The organism is Streptomyces sp. NBC_01445, from assembly GCF_035918235.1.
Classification (GTDB): domain Bacteria; phylum Actinomycetota; class Actinomycetes; order Streptomycetales; family Streptomycetaceae; genus Streptomyces.
Window position 1 is genome coordinate 4,649,982 of the sequence record NZ_CP109485.1, and the last position, 16,901, is coordinate 4,666,882.

Below are 16,901 nucleotides of genomic sequence, written 5' to 3' on the forward strand. Positions count from 1 at the left end.
GTCGTACAAGTCGCATGGCGCCGAATCCTCACAGCTCACGGCGCTGATCAGGGCCCGACACCGCGGCCGGGCGCGCACCGTCCACCGACTGGCCCACAATGGGCCTGGTGAACGACCTCGCCTCCTTCAGCTCACTGCTCTCCGCGGAGGGCCAGGCGCTCCTCGACGACGTACGGGACATCACCCCCGGCCAGGAGCTCGCCGTCGCCACCCGGCTGCGCCGCGACCACCCGGCGGAACTCGTCTCGGCGGCCATCGCCCAGGCCCGGCTGCGACAGCGCGCCGCGGCCAAGTTCGGCGAGGCGGACGCGAGCCGCATGTACTTCACGGCGAACGGCGTCGAGCAGGCGACCCGCACGAGCGTCGCCACCCACCGCGCGCAGGAGTTCAAGGCGCTCGGGGTGCGCTCCGTCGCCGATCTGTGCTGCGGCATCGGCGGCGACGCGATCGCCCTGGCCCACGCCGGGATCTCCGTACTCGCCGTCGACCACGACCCCCTGACCTGCGAAGTCGCCCGGGCGAACGCTCAGGCTCTGGGCCTCGACGGGCTGATCGAGGTCCGCGAGGCCGATGTCACCCAGGTCGACACGGAGCCGTACGACGCGGTGTTCGTCGACCCCGCGCGCCGGGGCGGCGGCAAGGGGGGCGGCCGGATCTTCGACCCGGAGGCGTACTCCCCGCCCCTGTCCTGGGCGGTCGGCGCGGCGCTCGGGGCCCGGCACGCGGCCCTGAAGATCGCGCCCGGCATCCCCCACGAGGCGATCCCCGATGCGGCCGACGCCGAGTGGATCTCGGACGGCGGGGACGTGAAGGAGGCCGTGCTCTGGTTCGGCACCGAGCCGGGCCGCATGCGGGCGACGCTGCTCCCCGGGCCGCGCGCACTCATCGGCAGCGGCCTCCCCGACCCCGAAGTGCGGCCCGTGGGACGGTACTTGTACGAGCCCGACGGCGCCGTCATCCGCGCCCACCTGGTCGCCGACGTGGCCGAGGAGGTGGCGGGCGGGCTGATCGACGAGACGATCGCCTACGTCACGTCCGACACGCTGCACGCGACGCCGTACGCCACCGCGTACGAGATCACGGACCAACTCCCTTTCAACGTAAAGAAGTTGAAGGCGCTGCTGCGGGAGCGCGAGGTCGGGATCCTGACGGTGAAGAAGCGGGGGTCGGCGGTGGAGCCGGAGGAGCTGCGCCGCAAGGCGCTGCCGAAGCGGCACGGCCCGAACGCGCTGACGGTCTTCCTGACCCGCGTCGCGGGCGCCCCGACGATGCTGCTGGGGGCGCCCGCGCAGGCGGCCACGGGTGAACCCGCCGCCACCCGGCGCGGAGCGACGCCCTAACGACACCCCTCCGCCCGAGCCAGCAGCAGCCCCCGCTCCCGCTCGTTACGGGTCAGCGAAGCGGCCCGCTCGAACTCGGCCCGTGCCTCCTCGTACCGCCCGAGCCGCTCAAGCAGGTCCCCGCGCACGCTCGGCAGCAAGTGGTAGTCGCGCAGCGCCGGTTCATCGGCCAGGGCGTCCACCAGGGCGAGGCCGGCCGCGGGGCCCTCGGCCATGGACACCGCCACCGCCCGGTTCAGCTCGACGACGGGTGACGGCGCCCTGGCGGCGAGCAGCCCGTACAGAGTCGCGATCCCCTGCCAGTTCGTCTCCGCGTACGTGTGGGCGTGCGCGTGGCTGGCGGCGATCGCGGCCTGGAGGGCGTACGGGCCGGGGACGCCGCCCGTGGACACCGCGTCCGCGCGGCCGAGCGCGGCGAACCCGCGCCGGATCAGGAGCTGGTTCCAGCGCGTACGGTCCTGGTCCCTGAGCAGGACGGGCTCGCCCGAAGGGCCCGTACGGGCGGCCGAGCGCGAGGCCTGGAGCTCCAGCAGGGAGGCCAGGCCGTGCACTTCCGGCTCCTTCGGCATCAGACCGGCCAGGAGCCGGGCGAGCCGCAGCGCGTCCTCGCACAGGCCGGGGCGCAGATAGTCGTCGCCCGCCGTGGCCGCGTACCCCTCGTTGAAGATGAGGTAGATGACCTCGAGGACCGAGCCGAGGCGGGCCGCCCGCTCGGGGCCGTAGGGCACTTCGAAGGCGACGTTCTTCGTGGCGAGGGTGCGTTTCGCACGCACGATGCGCTGGGCGACCGTCGCCTCGGGGGCCAGGACCGCGCGGGCGATCTCGGCCGTGGTCAGGCCGCCGAGCAGGCGCAGCGTGAGCGCGACCCGGGCCTCGGCGGACAGGACCGGGTGGCAGGCCGTGAAGACGAGGCGGAGCAGGTCGTCGTCGATGTCGTCCGGGTCCGCGGGCTCGTCCAGGTGGGGCGGCGCGGCCTCCAGGTCACGGCCGACCTCCGCCAGCTTGCGCGCGTACCGCTCCTTGCGGCGCACGAGGTCGATCGCCCGGTGCTTGGCGGTGGCCATGAGCCACGCGCCCGGGTTGTCGGGAACCCCCTCGCCCGGCCACTGCTCCAGGGCCGCGACCAGCGCGTCCTGCGCGAGTTCCTCCGCTATGCCCACGTCCCGGACGATGCGCGTGACGCCGGCGATGATGCGGGGCGCCTCCAGACGGAAGACGGTCTCGATGGCGTGGGCCGCTTCGGCAGTACGTTCTGCTGTCACGGCCCACCATCAGACACCCCCGGCCGTACGGCGGCCAAGGGCCTGTCCGGCGTGGCTCAGCCCTCAGCCCTCGGCGATCTCCCGGATCTCGGAGGTGACCGTCCAGTGCTCCTCGTGCACCTTCAGGAAGCGCTTGGTCCACTCCAGGATCTCGGCCCGGTCCTTGGCCTGGATGATCGCGTAGCCGCCGATGACTTCCTTGGACTCGGTGAAGGGCCCGTCGGTGACGGTGATCTCGCCGTTCTCGTAGTGCACGCGGGTGCCCTCGGACGACGGGTGGAGGCCCCCGGTGTCGAGCAGCACGCCGGCCTTGGTCATCTCCTCGATCAGCTCGCCCATGCGCTGCATCAGAGCCTCGCTGGGGCCCTCGGCAGGGGCCTTGCTCTCGTCGATACGGACCAAGGTCATGTAGCGCGGCATGGCGGACTCCTCGTTCGGTGCGGTCGGGGCTTCTCCCCGCTCTCGTCTACGCGTCGAACGGGATCAGGGCGGATCGACACGCTCGCGGAAATTTCTTCGGGAAGTTTTCCGGCCCCTCCCCGGCAACCCCCCAGCCCTCCCCTCACCCGCGCCTTACCGCCCCCCTGCCACCATCACGCCCCATGCCCTTCGACCACAACGACCACTACCACCGGCTCCTCCTGCGCCAGCTGCCGAACGAAGGCCGCAAGGAGGGCCGCCGCGCCCTCGACATCGGCTGCGGCACCGGCCGCTTCGCGCGGCGCCTGGCGGGCCGTGGCTACCAGGTCGACGCGCTCGACACCTCGGCCGAGGTCATCGCCGAGGCGCAGGCCATGGGCGGCGGGCCGCGCTACCGCCGGGCGGACGTGACGGCGACGGATCTGCCCGAGGGGCACTACGACGTCATCACCTGCCTGGCGAGCCTGCACCACATGCCGTTCGCGACGGTGACGCGGCTGCGCGCCGCCCTCGCTCCCGGCGGCGCGCTGCTCGTCCTCGGCTGCTACGCGGGCAGGACGCCCCGCGACCTCGTGGCCGTCCCCGCGAACGCGGCGGCCCGCGCCGCGGTCCACGTGGCCGACCGGCTGCGCGGCGCCCCGCGGCCACTCCTCCGGGCACCCGTGCGCCGGCCCGACATGACACTCACCGACATCCGCACCGAGGCCACCCACCTCCTCCCCGGCAGCCGGGTACGTCAACTCCTGCTCTGGCGCTACCTGTTGACGTACAACGCCTGACGCGTCACCGGAGCGAGGCCCACAGCTTTCCGGCCTCCGGCTCGTTTGCGACGACACGGTTGGGGTCGGACGGCGCCGGGAGCACCGGCATCATCACTGTCTTCACCTCATCGGCCGACAGCCCCTTCAAGCTGCCCGCCAGGGCCTGGAGTTCGCCGAGGGAGTCGAGGCCGGTGTCCGTGGTGAGGCTTCCGGTGAGGGCGTCGGCGACCTTGTAGAGGCGGGCCGGGTTCGTCAGGAGATCGCTCTCCGAGACCTTCTCCACCAGCGCCTTGACCAGCTGCTGCTGGAGTTTGATGCGGCCGAGGTCGCTGCCGTCGCCGACGCCGTGCCGGGTGCGGGCGAAGGCGAGGGCCTGCTTGCCGTCGAGGTGGTGGTAGCCCGCGTCGAGCTGGAGGTGGCTCAGATCGTCATCGATGTCCGCGGTCGTCGTGACATCCACGCCGCCGAGCGCGTCCACGACCGACGCGAAGCCGGAGAAGTCGATCTCCAGATAGTGGTCCATGCGGACGCCGGTGAGCTTCTCCACCGTCTTCACGGCACAGACGGGACCGCCCACGGAGTAAGCGCTGTTGAACATGGCACCGTACGTGGCCTGCGTGGTGCCGCCGGACGAGGCCGGGCACGCGGGCCGCTCGACGAGAGTGTCGCGGGGGATGCTGACGACGGTCGCCGACGAGCGGCCGGCGGCGAGATGGACGACCATCGCGGTGTCCGAGCGGGCGCCCTCGCTGTGGCCGCCGCCGAGCGCGGAGTTCTTGCGGCCGCTGCGCGAGTCGGAGCCGAGGACGAGGATGTTCAGCGCCCCGGCGGGCGGCGCGGTCGCCGAGGGCTCCGGCGTGGCCGGTGCCCGCTTCGGGGGCCGGTCGTCGCCGAGCGCGCTGTCGATGTCGACGCCCCGGATGTTGTGGTCCAGATGCCAGTACGCCCATGCGGCCCCGCCCCCGGTGAGGACGAGCACGCAACCGGCCACGACACCGGCCGTCTTCACCAAACGCCCACGACGGCGCTGTATTCGCTTCACAGGGCGAACATAAGTCGGAATTATTACAACGGTAAACCAGTTAGGCGCCGTTATTCGGGAATCTCAGACGGTTCTCACGCCCCGGGACGATGCCACCTCAGGCGGGAGCGACCGCCTCGAACCGCCACCGATGCACCGTCCGGGTCACCAACTCGCCCTCAGGGTCGGGCAGTTCGGGCAGCTCGGCATCGTACGCCGCGTCCCACCAGGTGATGACGAGGACCCGGTCCTGCGGGGCACGGAAGAACTCGCGCCGCAGCGGCTCGGCCGCGAGGACCTGCCCCCGCGCCCAGGCGAGCAGCTCCTCGCCCCGCCCCTCGGCCGCCCGGGCCTCCCACATCAACGCGACGGTCATGAGTACAGGTTGTCCTTCGCGACCTCGTGCACATGGTCGTGGTCGTGCGTGTGCCCCGGCACGTGCGTCTCCGTCACCGGCAGCGACGAGTCGGCCGACAGGTCCCAGGCGGACGCGGACCGGTTGCGCGCCACCATCTCGGCGCCGAGGGCCGCGACCATCGCGCCGTTGTCCGTGCACAGCTTGGGCCGCGGCACGCGCAGCCTGATCCCGGCGGCCTCGCACCGCTCCTGGGCCAGGGCCCGCAGCCGCGAGTTGGCGGCCACACCGCCGCCGATCATCAGGTGGTCGACGCCCTCGTCCTTGCAGGCGCGCACGGCCTTGCGGGTCAGCACGTCGACGACGGCCTCCTGGAAGGACGCCGACACATCCCGGACCGGAACGTCCTCACCGGCGGCGCGCTTCGCCTCGATCCAGCGCGCGACGGACGTCTTCAGGCCGGAGAAGGAGAAGTCGTACGCGGGGTCACGCGGCCCGGTGAGCCCGCGCGGGAAGGTGATCGCGTTCGGGTCGCCCTCCTTCGCGTACCGGTCGATGACGGGACCGCCGGGGAAGCCGAGGTTCAGCACCCGGGCGATCTTGTCGAAGGCCTCGCCCGCCGCGTCGTCGATGGTCGCGCCGAGGGGCCGCACGTCGGACGTGATGTCGGAGGAGAGCAGCAGCGACGAGTGCCCGCCGGAGACGAGCAGCGCCATCGTGGGCTCGGGCAGCGGCCCGTGCTCCAGCTGGTCCACGCAGATGTGCGAGGCGAGGTGGTTCACGCCGTAGAGCGGCTTGCCGAGCGCGTACGCGAACGCCTTGGCCGCCGAGACGCCCACGAGGAGCGCGCCCGCGAGCCCCGGGCCCGCGGTGACGGAGATCCCGTCCAGGTCGGAGGCGGCGACCCCGGCGTCCTTCAGGGCGCGCTCGATGGTCGGCACCATGGCTTCCAGGTGCGCGCGCGAGGCGACCTCGGGGACGACGCCGCCGAAGCGGGCGTGCTCGTCGACGCTGGAGGCGACCGCGTCGGCGAGCAGCGTGTGGCCGCGGACGATGCCGACACCGGTCTCGTCGCAGGAGGTCTCGATGCCGAGGACGAGCGGTTCGTCAGCCATTTTCGGTTCCTTGTACGGGTGTCACGGAGGTCGAGGGGTCGGTCAGACGCATCACGAGCGCGTCCACGTTGCCCGGCTGGTAGTAGCCGCGGCGGAAGCCGATGGGCTCGAAGCCGAAGCGCTGGTAGAGCTTCTGCGCCCGGGTGTTGTCGACCCGCACCTCGAGCGTCACCTCGGAGCACTCGAAGTCGGTCGCGTGGCGCAGCAGGACGGTGAGGAGCCGGGCGCCGAGCCCGGTGCCCCACTGGTCACGGGCGACGGCGATGGTCTGCACGTCGGCCCCCACGCCGGAGCCGCCTTCGTAGTCCGTGCCGGACGCGGCGAGGCCCGCGTACCCGACGAGACGGTCGCCGTCGTGGGCGACGACATAACGGCGGGTCGACCCGGCGCCGCGCGCGTGCGCGAGCTCGGACCAGAACATGCCGCGGGACCACGCGTCGTCCGGGAAGAGATCCTTCTCGAGCGCGTGCACGGATTCGATGTCCCACCAGCGCATCTCGCGCAGAGCCGCGCTCACTTCGGGGTGACCACCTTGTAGTTCTTGGGCACCTGCGCGTCGGGCCGGCGCAGATACAGGGGTCGCGGCGCGTCGAGCTCCTCGCCGGCGGCGAGCTTCTCGGCGGCGAGCGAGGCGAGGGCGGCCGCCGACACGTTCTCGGGGGCGCGCGCGTCCGGGAACGTGTCCGGGTACAGCACGGCACCGGCACCGACCGCGGGAAGGCCCGCGACCTGCTCGGCGATGTCGGCGGGGCGGTCGACGGCGGGCTCGGTGACCCGGGTGCGCGGATCCTCGTAGCGCGCCCAGTACACCTCCTTGCGCCGCGCGTCCGTGGCGACGACGAAGGGCCCGTCGAACTCCGCGCCGTACGCGAGCGCGTCCAGCGTGCACAGACCGTGGACGGGCACACCGAGCGCGAGGCCGAAGGTGTCGGCGGTCATCAGGCCGACGCGGAGGCCGGTGTAGGGCCCGGGGCCCACGCCGACGACGATGCCGGTGACGGCGTCGAGTCTGACGCCGGCCTCGGCGAGTACCCGGTCGACGGCGGGCAGCAGCAGTTCCCCGTGCCGACGGGCGTCCACCTGGCTCGATGCGGCGACGACGGAGGAGCCGTCGTGCAGGGCGACGGTGACGGCGGGGGTGGCGGTATCCAGCGCGAGCAGCAGCACACAAACAGCCTACGGCTCCGGCGCCCCGCCCACGGCCGCCCCGGTGAGCCGCACGCCTGCTGCTACCGTCACCACAAAGACGTACGGGCAGGAGAGGTGGGCACACAGGTGGCACGGAGCAGCTCGGGATTCGTGGCCGGGCTCACCGCGGCGGCGCTCGCCGTGGTCGGCTTCCTCACCTACCAGGCGTCGGCCAGCGCGCCGGACAGCCTGGCCCCGCCGGAGACCGCGGAATCCCCTTCCACGGCCGCGTCCCACTCCCCCGAGGAGAAGAAGGACCGGACGGAGGTACCCGAGCAGTCCGGCACCGGTGAGCGGGTCGTCTACTCCGTGAGCGACGACCGGGTGTGGCTGATCGCGGAGGGCGGCAAGGCGCAGCGCACCTTCAAGGTGACGCCGAGCACCGTGAACCCGCCGGCCGGGAAGTACCTGGTGACGTCGCGTTCGGCTGCGATCACCGGCAGCGACGGCGTACCGATCGAGCACGTGGTGCGGTTCGCGAATGTCGACGGCATCACGATCGGCTTCAGCGCCGCGGTCGACGGCTCGATGCCGGCACCGGACCCGGCCAAGAAGACGGGCGGCATCCGCGAGAGGCGGGCGGACGGCGACGCGATGTGGGAGTTCGCGACGATCGGCAAGAAGATCGTCGTGGTCCAGTAGGACCCTCCGTCACCTGACCCACGCCACAGAAACGCTCACGCGGCATCACGCCGCTCATCACCGGCTTCCTCCCCCCTGCCCTCCCCCTGCTCAACGGGCGGAGTGGAGATGGCGGACGCGGCGGCGCAGGACGCGAGCAGATCGCTCATGGACAGCCCCGAGGCGGAGATCCCGGACATGTCCCCGTGCCCCGGCGCCACACGGGGCTGCTGCGGCACGTCACGTTCTGAAGCCGACATGGATGCCTCCTGGGCTCCGGGGCAGCAAAGTTAGGTAGACCTAACCAGGACTGGTATCCATGTGACCACGCGGAGCGCGCGCCGCGCAACATTTTGCCGACGCCATGTCGGAACGTTCGGGTGAAGGTACGAGAGTCAGGCGGCCAGAGCCTCCAGGCCCGCGCCGGCCCAGCGCGCCCCGAGGCCACGCAACGTCACCGAGCGCACCTCGTCGTCGGTGTCGCCCGTGGCGCGGTGGATGACGACATGGAGCCGGTCGTCGGCGAGGTCCTCCACCTTGCCGTCGCCCCACTCGACGACGATCACGGAGTCGGTCAGCGAGACGTCGAGGTCGAGGTCCTCCATCTCGTCGAGTCCGCCCCCGAGCCGGTACGCGTCCACGTGCACCAGGGCGGGCCCGTCGCCGAGCGGCGGGTGGACGCGGGCGATGACGAAGGTCGGAGAGGTCACGGCGCCCCGCACACCGAGGCCCTCGCCGAGCCCGCGGGTCAGCGTGGTCTTGCCCGCGCCCAGCTCGCCGGTGAGCATCACGAGGTCGCCAGGGCGCAGCAGCTTGGCCAGGCGACGGCCCAAGTCCCCCATGTGGACGGGCGAGTTGACGGTGATCGAGGCGGTGGCGGCGTCAGCTGCCGGGCTGTGCGGTGTCTCCATAACTTCCCACGGTAGCCCCTGCGGGAACGGCTCCCGTGCGCGCGAGGAGGTCGGCCAGCCGGTCGGTGACGGCCTCGGGGTGCTCCAGCATCACCAGGTGCCCGGCGTCGGGCACGAGCACCAGCTCGGCGTCGGGCAGCAGCCCGGCGATGGCCTCGCTGTGCTCACTGGGGGTGACGAGATCCTGGTCGCCGGCCAGGACGAGTACGGGGAGCTGCGCGAACCGCTCGATGGCCTCGCTCTTCTCGTGCTCCTGAAAGGCGGGGTAGAACTCGGCGACGACGTCGATCGGCGTGCTCTCGATCATGCGCTCGGCGAAGCGGGCGACGGCGGGATCGACGTCACGGGAGGCGAACGAGTAGCGCTTGATGATGCCGGCGAACAGGTCGGCGGTGGCGCGGCGCCCCTTCTCCACCAGGTCGGCGCGCTGGCCCAGAATCTTCAGGACGCCGGGGAGCACGCGCCGCACGGCGTTGACGCCGACCACGGGCAGCCCGTAGCTGACCTCGCCGAGCCTGCCGGAGGAGGTCCCGACGAGAGCGACGCCGACGACGCGCTCGGCCACGAGCTCGGGAAACTGGTCGGCGAACGCCATCACGGTCATGCCGCCCATGGAGTGCCCGACGAGGACGAGCGGCCCTTCGGGGGCGGCTGCGTCGATGACGGCCTTCAGGTCGCGCCCGAGCTGGTCGATGGTGACGTCGGGCCCGCCGTCGGCCTGCTCGACCCCGCGCCCCGACCGCCCGTGGCTGCGCTGATCCCAGTAGACGGAACGCACCACGCCCCGCAGGGCGGCACGCTGGAAATGCCAGGAGTCCTGGTTGAGGCAGTACCCGTGACTGAATACCACGGTGACCGGCGCGGGCGCCTTGCGACCGAAAAGCCGGAGTCTGCGAGGTGCGGCACCGCCCTCGGACTCCACTTCCTCGACCTCGTAATAGAGCTCGGTGCCGTCCCCGGCGTAGGCCTTGCCGGGGGTGCCGCGCAGGGACCCGAACGGGCCGGAGGCATCCAGCGCGAGCCGCGCCTTCCTGCGCATGCCGCGGCCGACGGTGAGCCGCTCGACGGCGACACCGGCCGCGGCACCGGCCGCGACGACGCCTATCGCGGCGCCGGCGAGCCCGGCGACCCGCCAGCTCGCGACACCCGCCGCGGCCTCGGCGCTGCTCTCACCCACGTGCCGCTCCTCCGTCCACATAGACGCGCGGAACACGCGCCCCGATCCGGGTGACGATCTCGTACGCGATGGTGCCGGCGGCCTGCGCCCAGTCCTCGGCGGTCGGCTCGCCCCGGTCGCCGGGCCCGAACAGCACGGCCTCGTCCCCGGCCCTCAGCTCGTCGCCGCCGAGATCGACGACGAACTGGTCCATGGCGACGCGTCCGGCGACGGTCCGCAACTTGCCCCCGACGAGTACGGGCCCGGTCCCCGAGGCATGCCGGGGAATCCCGTCCCCGTACCCGAGGGGGACAAGCCCCAGGGTGGTCTCGCCCGGGGTGACGTAGTGATGCCCGTAACTGACGCCGAGCCCGCCCGGGGCGTGCTTCACCAGGGCGAGCGAGGCCGACAGGGTCATGACGGGCCGCAGCCCGAAGTCCTCGGGGGTGCCGATCTCGGGGCTGGGCGAGATCCCGTACATGGCGATGCCGGGCCGCACCAGATCGAAATGGGTCTCGGGCAGAGTCAGAGTCCCCGGCGAATTCGCGATGTGCCGGACCTCGGGCCGAACCCCGGCCCCCTCCGCGAAGGAGACCATCTCGCGAAATCGATCCAACTGAGCGGCGATCGACGGATGCCCCGGCTCATCGGCACAAGCGAAATGGGACCAGAGCCCGGAAACGGCAACAAGCCCCTCGCGCTCCGCGGCAACGGCAGACCGCACGAGCTCGGGCCAGTCACCAGGCAGACACCCATTACGTCCGAGCCCCGTATCGGCCTTCAACTGAATACGAGCGGGACGCCCCACCACCCGAGCCGCAGCAACAACCTCGTCCAGAGCCCACATACCGCTCACGGACATGTCGAGATCGGCCTCGATGCCCTCGCGCCAGGGCCCGCCGGGCGTCCACAGCCAGCACATGACGCGCCCCTCGATCCCCGCGGCACGCACCGCGAGGGCCTCCTCGGGCGTGGCCGTACCGATCCAGGTGGCACCGGCCTCCCGCGCGGCGCGCGCGCAGGGAATCATGCCGTGGCCGTAGGCATCAGCCTTGACCACAGCCATGAACTCGGCCCCGGGCGCACGATCGCGCAGGGACCGCACATTGGCCCGCAGAGCGGCCAGATCGATCTCGGCCCGGGCACGGCCCACGGCAGGTGCTCTCTCAGTCATCGTGCGCCCAGTGTCTCAGAGCCCTCTGACACCCCCACGTGACCACCACTCCCCAAACCCCCCACACCCACTCAAATCACCAGGCCGCCGGCCACCTCACAGCGAAGAACCCAAGACCGCCCGCCACCCGCCCGACGGCCCAGACGGGGCGGGGCCCCCGGGGCGGCCCCGCCCCAAAGACGGCGAAGCGCCCTCACGGAGCGAAGCGCAAGCCCACCGAGCCAAGCCCGACCCAGCCCGAGCCCCCGCCCTAGAAGCCGCGCCGAACATCCCCCCAGGCCCCAGCAATCCCACCCGCCACATCCTGAGCAACAACAGGCGCCCCACCGGACACCCGCCGAGCGGCAAGCCCATGCAGATAGGCCCCCACAGACCCGGCATCGAGAGCCCCGAGCCCAGCGGCAAGCAGCGACCCGGCGAGCCCGGACAGAACGTCACCGCTGCCGGCGGTGGCCAGCCACGCGGTACCAGTGGAATTGACCCGCACCAACCGCCCTCCGCCCCCGGCGGAACCCCCACCCCCGGCAACCAGGGTCGTGGACCCCTTCAGAAGAACGGTCGCGGAGAACCGACCGGCCAACTCCCGCACAGCGGCAAGCCGTTCCGCCTCCACCTCCTCCCGGGAAACCCCCAACAACGCGGCGGCCTCCCCCGCATGAGGCGTAAGCAAAGTAGGCGCGCCCCGCCCCCGAACGGCCTCAGGATCGGCGAGCCTCAGCCCATCGGCGTCGATCAGAACGGGCACATCGGCCCCCACGACATCCGCGAGCCCGGACGCGTCATCACCGAGGCCGGGCCCGGCCACCCACGCCTGCACGCGCCCCGCCTTCCTGGGCGCGCCCTCGGACACCAGAGTCTCCGGGAACCGGGAGACGACGGCGCCGGCCGCAGGCCCGACGTACCGAACGGCCCCGGCCCCACCCCGCAAGGCCCCGGCCACGGCAAGCACGGCGGCGCCGGGATACCGGGCGGACCCGGCGACGATGCCCACGACACCGCGCCGGTACTTGTCGCTCTCACCGGTGGGCTCAGGCAACAGCCGGGCCACGTCATCGTGCTGAAGGGCCTCCAGATCCCCCTCGCCGGGAACCGGTTCAAGCCCAATGTCGACAAGACGAACGGCACCGGCGTACTCCCGCCCGGGATCAACAAGAAGCCCAGGCTTGTACGCACCGAAGGTGACGGTCACATCGGCGCGGACGGCCTCCCCGTCGACCTGCCCCGTATCGGCGTCGACGCCGCTGGGCAGATCCACAGAAACGACAACGGCACGAGAATCCAGGGCAGCACGGACAACAGGAAGAGCACCCGCACGAAGCCCACCCCGCCCCCCAATGCCCACGATCCCGTCGACAACGAGATCGGCCCCGGCAAGAACCCGCTCAAAGCTGTCGGCGACGCGCCCCCCGGCGGAAAGGAAGGCGGCAAGCCCGGCACGGTGCACCCGCTCGGAGTCCAGCAGGACGGCGGCAACCCCGGCGCCACGACGGGCAAGCCGGGCACCGGCGTAGAGGGCGTCACCCCCGTTGTCCCCGGACCCGACGAGGAGCACGACCCGGGCCCCGTACACCTTGCCGAGGAGCTCGGCGCAGACGACGGCGAGCCCGGCGGCGGCGCGCTGCATCAGGGCGCCTTCGGGAAGCCGCGCCATGAGGGCACGCTCGGCGGTCCGTACGGTGTCCACGCTGTAGGCAGTACGCATGAAACCGAGTCTCCCGCAAAGAAGAACCCCGCGCGCGAAGCGCACACCCAAACCGGAACCGGCCCCAGAACCGAGGCCGGACCCGAAGCCGGAACGAAGCCCTCCAGCCCCTGCCTCCGGGCCTCTACCCCTCGGCGATCACAACAGCGGACGCAATCCCCGCATCATGACTGAGCGACACATGCCAAGACCGCACCCCAAGCTTCTCGGCAGCGGCGGCAACGGTCCCGGTGACCCGCAGCCGCGGCTGCCCACTCGCCTCGACACAGACCTCCGCATCGGTCCACCGCAACCCGGCCGGCGCCCCCAGCGCCTTGGCCAGCGCCTCCTTGGCGGCGAACCGCGCGGCAAGAGAGGCGACACCCCGCCGCTCCCCACTGGACAGCAGCAACTCCCGGTCGACAAAGAGCCGTTCGGCCATTCCGGGCGTACGCGCGAGCGACGCCTCGAACCGCTCGATCTCGGCAACGTCGATCCCGACCCCAATAATCAAAGCCAGCCCCTAGTGATCAAATCCAGCCCGTCACTCCACCGTCACGGACTTGGCAAGGTTCCGAGGCTGATCGACCTCGTTCCCCCGCGCAGTGGCCAGCTCGCAAGCAAACACCTGCAACGGCACCGTCGCAACCAGCGGCTGAAGGAGCGTAGGGGTGGCAGGGATCCACACGAGATGGTCGGCGTAGGGGACGACCGCCTCGTCGCCCTCCTCGGCGATCACGATGGTGCGCGCCCCGCGGGCCCGGATCTCCTGGATGTTGGACACGATCTTGTCGTGGAGGACGGACCGCCCCTTGGGCGACGGCACGACGACCACCACAGGCAGGTCCTCCTCGATCAACGCGATGGGCCCGTGCTTGAGTTCACCGGCGGCGAAGCCCTCGGCGTGCATATAGGCGAGTTCCTTGAGCTTCAGGGCGCCTTCAAGGGCGACGGGATAGCCCACGTGCCGCCCCAGGAAGAGCACGGTCCGCTTGTCGGCGAGCGACCGGGCCAGCGCCCGCACGGGCTCCATGGTCTCCAGAACGCGCTCGACCTCACCGGAGATGTCGGCCAGGTCCCGGATCACCGCACGGATCTCGTCCCCCCACTTCGTGCCGCGCACCTGCCCGAGGTACAGGGCCACGAGATAGCAGGCGACGAGTTGCGTGAGGAACGCCTTGGTGGAGGCGACGGCGACCTCGGGCCCGGCGTGCGTGTAGAGCACGGCGTCGGACTCGCGGGGAATGGTCGAACCGTTCGTGTTGCAGATGGCGAGGACGGTCGCACCCTGTGCGCGGGCGTGCCGCAGCGCCATCAGCGTGTCCATGGTCTCGCCGGACTGGGAGATGGCGATGACGAGCGAGCGCCCGCCCAGAATCGGGTCCCGGTACCGGAACTCACTCGCGAGCTCCACCTCGCAGGGGATCCGGGTCCAGTGCTCGATGGCGTACTTGGCGATGAGACCGGCGTGGAACGCCGTCCCGCACGCCACGATCACGACCTTGTCGACTCCCTTCAACACGGCCGCGGGGATACGGAGTTCATCGAGCGTCAGCGCCCCGTCGACGCCGATGCGCCCGAGCAGCGTGTCGGCGACCGCCTTCGGCTGCTCGGCGATCTCCTTGAGCATGAAGTAGTCGTAGCCGCCCTTCTCGGCGGCGGAGGCGTCCCAGTCGACGTGGTACGACCGCACCTCGGCGGGCCGCCCGTCGAAGTCGGTGACGGTCACCCCGTCCCGTACGCCGTCCCGGCGCAGCTCGACGACCTGGTCCTGGCCCAGTTCGATCGCGGAGCGCGTATGGGCGATGAAGGCGGCGACGTCGGAGGCGAGGAACGCCTCGCCCTCCCCCACGCCCACGACGAGCGGCGAGTTGCGCCGGGCACCCACGACGACGTCGGGCTCGTCGGCATGCACGGCGACCAGCGTGAACGCCCCTTCGAGGCGCCGGCAGACGAGCCGCATGGCCTCTGCGAGGTCCGCGCACACGGAGAACTCCTCGGCGAGCAGATGCGCGACGACCTCGGTGTCGGTCTCGGACTCCAGGACGTGCCCGCGCTCGGCGAGCTCGGCGCGCAGCTCGGCGAAGTTCTCGATGATGCCGTTGTGGACGACGGCGACGCGGCCGGCGTTGTCGAGGTGGGGATGCGCGTTCACGTCGGTGGGGGCGCCATGGGTGGCCCAGCGGGTATGGCCGATGCCCGTGGCCCCGGCCGGCAGCGGCCGCTCCACGAGCTCCTTCTCCAGGTTGGCGAGCTTGCCCGCCTTCCTCGCCGAGGCGAGGCCGCCGTCGGCGAGCACCGCGACCCCGGCCGAGTCGTAACCCCGGTATTCGAGCCGCTTCAGCCCGGCGAGCACGACGTCGAGCGCCGACTGAGATCCGACGTATCCCACGATTCCGCACATGGCGGCAGCCTAAGGCCGCGCGGTCAGCAGCCCCAGACGATCCGGTCCCGCGCGTCTTCGAGCAGACGCAGGTACTCCACTTCCTCGCAGCGCGGCTTGCTGCCCATCTCGTAGAGGTCGAGACAGTCGTCGAGATCCTCGCGCAGGTCCTCGTCGGGCAGGTCGAGGGCGAGCTCGCTGCGCACCTGACCGGCGAAGTCGTCGTCAATGAGCCCGGGTCTGCGCCGGACGAGGTCACGCAATCGGGGCACGGCCATAACGGTTCCCTCCCACCCGGACGGCGCGGCTCTGCGCCGGGTGCCGGGAACGTATCCCCGTTCCCCCGCCCGGTCCAGACCTGCGACCACGGAAACCCGCGAATTCCGGCACCAATCACGCACAGAAAGCCCACCGCACCCCCACCCGCGGCACCTCACGGCCCCCAAGGTGACGCACCCCACCCCCCACCCCGTCCACACAGCCGTAACAATGGACTGTGATCTCTTCGGTCTCCGTGCCCCCGACGGCACCCCGGAGCGCCCACCGGCACAAGCCGGAGGCGACTCCCTACGTCGACCTCACCCGCACCGAGTGGAGCGCGCTGCGCAACAAGACGCCGCTTCCCCTCACCGCCGATGAGCTGGAGAAACTGCGCGGCCTCGGCGATGTCATCGACCTCGACGAGGTCCGGGACATCTACCTCCCGCTCTCGCGCCTCCTCAACCTCTACGTCGGCGCCACCGACACCCTGCGCGGCGCCCTCAACACCTTCCTCGGCGAGACCGTCGAGAAGGCGTCCCAGTCGGGCACACCCTTCGTCATAGGGGTCGCCGGTTCGGTGGCGGTGGGCAAGTCGACCGTCGCCCGCCTCCTCCAGGCGCTGCTGTCCCGCTGGCCGGAGCACCCGCGCGTGGAGCTGGTCACCACGGACGGCTTCCTGCTGCCGACGAAGGAGCTGGAGCGGCGCGGCCTGATGTCGCGCAAGGGCTTCCCCGAGTCGTACGACCGACGCGCCCTGACCCGCTTCGTCGCCGACATCAAGGCGGGCAAGGACGAGGTCTCGGCGCCCGTCTACTCCCACCTGATCTACGACATCGTGCCCGGCCAGAAGCTCACGGTCCGCCGCCCCGACATCCTCATCGTCGAGGGCCTCAACGTCCTTCAGCCGGCCATGCCCGGCAAGGACGGCCGCACCCGCGTCGGCCTCGCCGACTACTTCGACTTCAGCGTGTACGTGGACGCGCGCGCCGAAGACATCGAGAGCTGGTACCTCAACCGGTTCAAGAAGCTCCGCCAGACGGCGTTCCAGAACCCGTCCTCGTACTTCCGCAAGTACACGCAGGTCTCCGAGGAGGAGGCGCTCGACTACGCGCGGACGACCTGGCGGACCATCAACAAGCCGAATCTGCTGGAGAATGTGGCGCCCACGCGAGGCCGCGCGACGCTCGTCGTGCGCAAGGGCCCCGACCACAAGGTGCAGCGGCTGAGCCTGCGGAAGCTGTAGAAAACCGGA

Annotated in this window: 19 protein-coding genes; 4 read left to right on the forward strand and 15 right to left on the reverse strand. The window is 71.4% G+C overall.

Going from position 1 to position 16,901, the window contains the following annotated elements:
- Positions 1–107 precede the first annotated feature (107 nt).
- Complete coding sequence (locus OG574_RS21030) at positions 108–1,340, forward strand: class I SAM-dependent methyltransferase (protein WP_326774499.1); 1,233 nt, start codon at positions 108–110, stop codon at positions 1,338–1,340.
- Here the strand turns inward: OG574_RS21030 and OG574_RS21035 are convergent.
- Both OG574_RS21035 and OG574_RS21040 read right to left on the reverse strand, forming a co-directional pair.
- On the reverse strand, positions 1,337–2,602 hold the full coding sequence (locus tag OG574_RS21035; RefSeq protein WP_326774500.1) for an RNA polymerase sigma factor: 1,266 nt from the start codon (positions 2,600–2,602) through the stop codon (positions 1,337–1,339). The two genes, OG574_RS21030 and OG574_RS21035, sit on opposite strands and share 4 nt — an antisense overlap.
- Before the next feature lie 63 nt (positions 2,603–2,665).
- On the reverse strand, positions 2,666–3,022 hold the full coding sequence (locus tag OG574_RS21040) for a YciI family protein (protein WP_100594848.1): 357 nt from the start codon (positions 3,020–3,022) through the stop codon (positions 2,666–2,668).
- 182 nt (positions 3,023–3,204) lie between these two features.
- On the opposite strand from OG574_RS21040, the gene OG574_RS21045 reads away from it, so the two are divergent.
- Positions 3,205–3,801 (forward strand): class I SAM-dependent methyltransferase, encoded by a 597-nt coding sequence (locus tag OG574_RS21045; protein ID WP_326774501.1) that lies wholly within the window; start codon positions 3,205–3,207, stop codon positions 3,799–3,801.
- A 4-nt stretch (positions 3,802–3,805) separates the two neighbouring features.
- Here the strand turns inward: OG574_RS21045 and OG574_RS21050 are convergent, their stop codons facing one another.
- From OG574_RS21050 to tsaB, 5 genes are all read right to left on the reverse strand, one after another.
- Entirely contained in the window at positions 3,806–4,792 is a 987-nt protein-coding gene (locus OG574_RS21050) for an LCP family protein (protein ID WP_326778566.1), read from the reverse strand.
- A 130-nt stretch (positions 4,793–4,922) separates the two neighbouring features.
- On the reverse strand, positions 4,923–5,180 hold the full coding sequence (locus OG574_RS21055; protein ID WP_326774502.1) for a hypothetical protein: 258 nt from the start codon (positions 5,178–5,180) through the stop codon (positions 4,923–4,925).
- A complete protein-coding gene (gene tsaD / locus OG574_RS21060; RefSeq protein ID WP_326774503.1) occupies positions 5,177–6,274 on the reverse strand; it encodes a tRNA (adenosine(37)-N6)-threonylcarbamoyltransferase complex transferase subunit TsaD in 1,098 nt (365 codons plus the stop codon). The genes OG574_RS21055 and tsaD overlap by 4 nt, the downstream gene beginning before the upstream one ends.
- Positions 6,267–6,770 carry a ribosomal protein S18-alanine N-acetyltransferase gene (gene rimI / locus OG574_RS21065; RefSeq protein ID WP_100594968.1) on the reverse strand — a complete coding sequence of 168 codons (504 nt, stop codon included), beginning with the start codon at positions 6,768–6,770 and terminating at the stop codon, positions 6,267–6,269. The genes tsaD and rimI overlap by 8 nt, the downstream gene beginning before the upstream one ends.
- 17 nt (positions 6,771–6,787) lie before the next feature.
- Positions 6,788–7,441, reverse strand: coding sequence for a tRNA (adenosine(37)-N6)-threonylcarbamoyltransferase complex dimerization subunit type 1 TsaB (gene tsaB, locus OG574_RS21070; protein ID WP_326774504.1), 654 nt, complete (start codon positions 7,439–7,441; stop codon positions 6,788–6,790).
- A gap of 108 nt (positions 7,442–7,549) precedes the next feature.
- Here tsaB and OG574_RS21075 point away from each other — a divergent pair, with 108 nt between their 5' ends.
- Complete coding sequence (locus OG574_RS21075; protein ID WP_326774505.1) at positions 7,550–8,104, forward strand: hypothetical protein; 555 nt, start codon at positions 7,550–7,552, stop codon at positions 8,102–8,104.
- Between the two features lie 35 nt (positions 8,105–8,139).
- On the opposite strand, the gene OG574_RS21080 is transcribed toward OG574_RS21075, so the two are convergent.
- The 8 genes from OG574_RS21080 to OG574_RS21115 all read right to left on the reverse strand — a co-directional run bounded on the left by OG574_RS21080 (position 8,140) and on the right by OG574_RS21115 (position 15,660).
- Positions 8,140–8,343 carry a hypothetical protein gene (locus tag OG574_RS21080; RefSeq protein ID WP_326774506.1) on the reverse strand — a complete coding sequence of 68 codons (204 nt, stop codon included), beginning with the start codon at positions 8,341–8,343 and terminating at the stop codon, positions 8,140–8,142.
- 135 nt (positions 8,344–8,478) lie between these two features.
- Positions 8,479–8,994, reverse strand: a complete 516-nt coding sequence (gene tsaE / locus OG574_RS21085) for a tRNA (adenosine(37)-N6)-threonylcarbamoyltransferase complex ATPase subunit type 1 TsaE (protein ID WP_326774507.1) — start codon at positions 8,992–8,994, stop codon at positions 8,479–8,481.
- Positions 8,966–10,192 (reverse strand): alpha/beta fold hydrolase, encoded by a 1,227-nt coding sequence (locus OG574_RS21090; RefSeq protein ID WP_442816930.1) that lies wholly within the window; start codon positions 10,190–10,192, stop codon positions 8,966–8,968. Before OG574_RS21090 ends, tsaE begins: the two co-directional genes overlap by 29 nt.
- Complete coding sequence (gene alr, locus OG574_RS21095; protein ID WP_326774509.1) at positions 10,164–11,324, reverse strand: alanine racemase; 1,161 nt, start codon at positions 11,322–11,324, stop codon at positions 10,164–10,166. The genes OG574_RS21090 and alr overlap by 29 nt, the downstream gene beginning before the upstream one ends.
- Before the next feature lie 250 nt (positions 11,325–11,574).
- Positions 11,575–13,026 carry an NAD(P)H-hydrate dehydratase gene (locus OG574_RS21100; RefSeq protein WP_326774510.1) on the reverse strand — a complete coding sequence of 484 codons (1,452 nt, stop codon included), beginning with the start codon at positions 13,024–13,026 and terminating at the stop codon, positions 11,575–11,577.
- Positions 13,027–13,150: 124 nt separating this feature from the next.
- Positions 13,151–13,519, reverse strand: coding sequence for a holo-ACP synthase (locus OG574_RS21105; protein ID WP_100594859.1), 369 nt, complete (start codon positions 13,517–13,519; stop codon positions 13,151–13,153).
- 30 nt (positions 13,520–13,549) lie between these two features.
- Positions 13,550–15,409 (reverse strand): glutamine--fructose-6-phosphate transaminase (isomerizing), encoded by a 1,860-nt coding sequence (gene glmS, locus OG574_RS21110; protein WP_326774511.1) that lies wholly within the window; start codon positions 15,407–15,409, stop codon positions 13,550–13,552.
- A 23-nt stretch (positions 15,410–15,432) separates the two neighbouring features.
- Positions 15,433–15,660, reverse strand: a complete 228-nt coding sequence (locus OG574_RS21115) for a hypothetical protein (protein WP_398375446.1) — start codon at positions 15,658–15,660, stop codon at positions 15,433–15,435.
- A 242-nt stretch (positions 15,661–15,902) separates the two neighbouring features.
- Between OG574_RS21115 and coaA the strand changes: the two genes are divergently transcribed.
- The gene (gene coaA, locus OG574_RS21120) at positions 15,903–16,892 is read left to right on the forward strand and encodes a type I pantothenate kinase (RefSeq protein ID WP_100594970.1); all 990 of its coding nucleotides are present in this window, start codon (positions 15,903–15,905) and stop codon (positions 16,890–16,892) included.
- The last annotated feature ends 9 nt before the right edge of the window (positions 16,893–16,901 follow it).

Excerpts from the sequence above, each read along its gene's own strand:
- OG574_RS21040 (WP_100594848.1), bottom strand. The coding sequence starts at position 3,022 with ATGCCGCGCTACATGACCTTGGTCCGTATCGACGAGAGCAAGGCCCCT.
- OG574_RS21045 (WP_326774501.1), top strand. The coding sequence starts at position 3,205 with ATGCCCTTCGACCACAACGACCACTACCACCGGCTCCTCCTGCGCCAG.
- OG574_RS21055 (WP_326774502.1), bottom strand. The coding sequence starts at position 5,180 with ATGACCGTCGCGTTGATGTGGGAGGCCCGGGCGGCCGAGGGGCGGGGC.
- tsaD (WP_326774503.1), bottom strand. The coding sequence starts at position 6,274 with ATGGCTGACGAACCGCTCGTCCTCGGCATCGAGACCTCCTGCGACGAG.
- rimI (WP_100594968.1), bottom strand. The coding sequence starts at position 6,770 with ATGCGCTGGTGGGACATCGAATCCGTGCACGCGCTCGAGAAGGATCTC.
- OG574_RS21080 (WP_326774506.1), bottom strand. The coding sequence starts at position 8,343 with ATGTCGGCTTCAGAACGTGACGTGCCGCAGCAGCCCCGTGTGGCGCCG.
- tsaE (WP_326774507.1), bottom strand. The coding sequence starts at position 8,994 with ATGGAGACACCGCACAGCCCGGCAGCTGACGCCGCCACCGCCTCGATC.
- OG574_RS21090 (WP_442816930.1), bottom strand. The coding sequence starts at position 10,192 with ATGTGGACGGAGGAGCGGCACGTGGGTGAGAGCAGCGCCGAGGCCGCG.
- alr (WP_326774509.1), bottom strand. The coding sequence starts at position 11,324 with ATGACTGAGAGAGCACCTGCCGTGGGCCGTGCCCGGGCCGAGATCGAT.
- OG574_RS21100 (WP_326774510.1), bottom strand. The coding sequence starts at position 13,026 with ATGCGTACTGCCTACAGCGTGGACACCGTACGGACCGCCGAGCGTGCC.
- glmS (WP_326774511.1), bottom strand. The coding sequence starts at position 15,409 with ATGTGCGGAATCGTGGGATACGTCGGATCTCAGTCGGCGCTCGACGTC.